This is a genomic window from Ruoffia tabacinasalis (assembly GCF_042652985.1).
Taxonomy (GTDB): domain Bacteria; phylum Bacillota; class Bacilli; order Lactobacillales; family Aerococcaceae; genus Ruoffia; species Ruoffia tabacinasalis.
Map to the genome: position 1 here is coordinate 1 of NZ_JBHSHQ010000031.1, position 2,437 is coordinate 2,437.

Consider the following 2,437-nt stretch of genomic DNA (forward strand, 5'->3'; position numbering starts at 1 on the left):
TGAGAACAGCTTTTCGAACATTAACTTCCTACGCGTTAGATATTGAAAACAGTTTAACTTATACACTCTCAAATGGGGTTGTGGAAGGCACCGTAAACAAAATCAAGATGATCAAACGATCTGGCTATGGTTATCGCAATTACGGTCACTTAAGGTGTCGTATTTTAATCTCAACCCAGCTTCAACAACTTAATGCTGAACCTGTACGCCCATTGTATTTTTGTGACGAAGCGGTACTCTAGACGAATATACTCTCATCCAACAGATCACTAAATGACTTACATAAAAAAAAGACGATAGAACTAAATCTATCGCCTTAAATATTCACCAACACTATTTGACAAAGAACCAATTAAAAAGGCATCCATGAAACGAATCATAAATACCTGAACACAAAAAAAGAACGCCAAGCGTTCTTTGAATCATTAAGCGGGTGACGAGAATCGAACTCGCGACAACAGCTTGGAAGGCTGTAGTTTTACCACTAAACTACACCCGCATAATATAACGGTCCGGACGGGATTTGAACCCGCGATCTCCTGCGTGACAGGCAGGCATGTTAACCCCTACACCACCGGACCAATGTATTTTTAATTTTAAAATCAATAAGGAGGATAAGGGATTCGAACCCTTGCGCGCTTTTACACGCCTGACGGTTTTCAAGACCGTTCCCTTCAGCCGGACTTGGGTAATCCTCCGTGATGAAAGTAAAATTAATGATCCGTACGGGACTCGAACCCGTGTTACCGCCGTGAAAGGGCGGTGTCTTAACCGCTTGACCAACGGACCAAAACAATATAAATATTAAGTTTTAGCAATAATATGAATATAAAACTTACGGAGAAGGAGGGATTTGAACCCTCGCGCCGGCAAAACCGACCTACACCCTTAGCAGGGGCGCCTCTTCAGCCTCTTGAGTACTTCCCCAAATCCAAAATTTTATAGTTTTAATATCACTAATGGGCCTGAGTGGATTCGAACCACCGACCTCACCCTTATCAGGGGTGCGCTCTAACCAACTGAGCTACAGGCCCGTATGAAATTAAAAGCGGGTGACGAGAATCGAACTCGCGACAACAGCTTGGAAGGCTGTAGTTTTACCACTAAACTACACCCGCATAATTAAGTAAGTAGTTAAGTTTAGTATTAAGATAAAATTGCGGGGGTAGGATTCGAACCTACGACCTTCGGGTTATGAGCCCGACGAGATGCCAGCTTCTCCACCCCGCGATAATGTTTAAAAGGAGGATAAGGGATTCGAACCCTTGCGCGCTTTTACACGCCTGACGGTTTTCAAGACCGTTCCCTTCAGCCGGACTTGGGTAATCCTCCAAAATATATATTATGTGTTTTTTACGGTCTTCAATGGACCTTGTAGGACTCGAACCTACGACCGGACGGTTATGAGCCGTCTGCTCTAACCAACTGAGCTAAAGGTCCTATATAGCGGCGAAGGGGATCGAACCCATGACCTCCCGGGTATGAACCGGACGCTCTAGCCAGCTGAGCTACACCGCCTTTATAAAATATTAATGGAGAATAGCGGGATCGAACCGCTGACCTCCTGCGTGCAAGGCAGGCGCTCTCCCAGCTGAGCTAATTCCCCATAATATCAATCGGGAAGACAGGATTCGAACCTGCGACCCCTTGGTCCCAAACCAAGTGCTCTACCAAGCTGAGCTACTTCCCGAAATTATAAACGCACCCTGTAGGAGTCGAACCTACAACCGCCTGATTCGTAGTCAGGTACTCTATCCAATTGAGCTAAGGGTGCTCTTTTCTATTACTTTAACACATAACTAAGTGTTATGCCGAGGGCCGGAATCGAACCGGCACGGTAGTCACCCACCGCAGGATTTTAAGTCCTGTGCGTCTGCCAGTTCCGCCACCCCGGCAATATGCCGAATTTACTTCTCTTGGCAAAGCGGAAAACGGGGTTCGAACCCGCGACCCCCACCTTGGCAAGGTGGTGCTCTACCACTGAGCTATTTCCGCGTTGATGCCGGCTAAAGGAGTTGAACCCTCGACCCTCTGATTACAAATCAGATGCTCTACCAACTGAGCTAAGCCGGCTTATTAAGTTAAATGCGGGTGAAGGGACTTGAACCCCCACGCCCGAAGGCGCTAGATCCTAAATCTAGTGCGTCTGCCAATTCCGCCACACCCGCGTTTGTCTCTATATAAGAGAATGAGTCGTACAGGGATCGAACCTGTGACCCTCTGATTAAAAGTCAGATGCTCTACCTACTGAGCTAACGACTCTTGAGACATGGAGGATGACGGGATCGAACCGCCGACATCCTGCTTGTAAGGCAGACGCTCTCCCAGCTGAGCTAATCCTCCAAAATATAAACAATGCATGGCAACGACCTACTCTCACAGGACCAAAGGTCCAACTACCATCGGCGCTAAGAAGCTTAACTGCTGTGTTCGGCAT

1 protein-coding gene, 20 tRNA genes and 1 rRNA gene are annotated in these 2,437 nt (G+C 47.0%); 1 reads left to right on the forward strand and 21 read right to left on the reverse strand.

Translation table 11 applies throughout. From position 1 onward, the window contains the following. Positions 1-242, forward strand: a 242-nt coding sequence (locus tag ACFO5Y_RS05325) for a transposase (protein ID WP_380706370.1), incomplete at its 5' end; no start/stop codon positions are given. A 186-nt stretch (positions 243-428) separates the two neighbouring features. On the opposite strand, the gene ACFO5Y_RS05330 is transcribed toward ACFO5Y_RS05325, so the two are convergent. From ACFO5Y_RS05330 to rrf, 21 genes are all read right to left on the reverse strand, one after another. Further along, positions 429-499 (reverse strand) — tRNA-Gly (locus tag ACFO5Y_RS05330). 9 nt (positions 500-508) lie between these two features. Next, positions 509-581 (reverse strand) — tRNA-Asp (locus ACFO5Y_RS05335). 27 nt (positions 582-608) lie between these two features. Then, positions 609-698 (reverse strand) — tRNA-Ser (locus ACFO5Y_RS05340). 19 nt (positions 699-717) lie between these two features. Then, a tRNA-Glu gene (locus ACFO5Y_RS05345) sits at positions 718-789 on the reverse strand. 49 nt (positions 790-838) lie between these two features. Further along, a tRNA-Ser gene (locus ACFO5Y_RS05350) sits at positions 839-927 on the reverse strand. A 33-nt stretch (positions 928-960) separates the two neighbouring features. Continuing rightward, positions 961-1,034 (reverse strand) — tRNA-Ile (locus ACFO5Y_RS05355). 13 nt (positions 1,035-1,047) lie between these two features. After that, positions 1,048-1,118: transfer RNA gene (locus ACFO5Y_RS05360), tRNA-Gly, on the reverse strand. A 39-nt stretch (positions 1,119-1,157) separates the two neighbouring features. Continuing rightward, positions 1,158-1,230, reverse strand: a tRNA-Met gene (locus ACFO5Y_RS05365). A gap of 12 nt (positions 1,231-1,242) precedes the next feature. Further along, a tRNA-Ser gene (locus ACFO5Y_RS05370) sits at positions 1,243-1,332 on the reverse strand. A 34-nt stretch (positions 1,333-1,366) separates the two neighbouring features. Then, positions 1,367-1,440, reverse strand: a tRNA-Ile gene (locus tag ACFO5Y_RS05375). A 4-nt stretch (positions 1,441-1,444) separates the two neighbouring features. After that, a tRNA-Met gene (locus tag ACFO5Y_RS05380) sits at positions 1,445-1,518 on the reverse strand. Between the two features lie 15 nt (positions 1,519-1,533). Beyond that, positions 1,534-1,606, reverse strand: a tRNA-Ala gene (locus ACFO5Y_RS05385). 10 nt (positions 1,607-1,616) lie between these two features. Continuing rightward, a tRNA-Pro gene (locus tag ACFO5Y_RS05390) sits at positions 1,617-1,690 on the reverse strand. 10 nt (positions 1,691-1,700) lie between these two features. Continuing rightward, positions 1,701-1,774: transfer RNA gene (locus tag ACFO5Y_RS05395), tRNA-Arg, on the reverse strand. A gap of 35 nt (positions 1,775-1,809) precedes the next feature. Further along, positions 1,810-1,895, reverse strand: a tRNA-Leu gene (locus ACFO5Y_RS05400). A gap of 28 nt (positions 1,896-1,923) precedes the next feature. Next, positions 1,924-1,995: transfer RNA gene (locus tag ACFO5Y_RS05405), tRNA-Gly, on the reverse strand. Between the two features lie 5 nt (positions 1,996-2,000). Then, a tRNA-Thr gene (locus ACFO5Y_RS05410) sits at positions 2,001-2,073 on the reverse strand. A gap of 13 nt (positions 2,074-2,086) precedes the next feature. After that, a tRNA-Leu gene (locus ACFO5Y_RS05415) sits at positions 2,087-2,168 on the reverse strand. Positions 2,169-2,189: 21 nt separating this feature from the next. Beyond that, positions 2,190-2,262: transfer RNA gene (locus tag ACFO5Y_RS05420), tRNA-Lys, on the reverse strand. An 8-nt stretch (positions 2,263-2,270) separates the two neighbouring features. Next, positions 2,271-2,343 (reverse strand) — tRNA-Val (locus tag ACFO5Y_RS05425). 14 nt (positions 2,344-2,357) lie between these two features. Then, positions 2,358-2,437: ribosomal RNA gene (gene rrf / locus ACFO5Y_RS11775) — 5S ribosomal RNA — on the reverse strand; the annotation flags it as partial.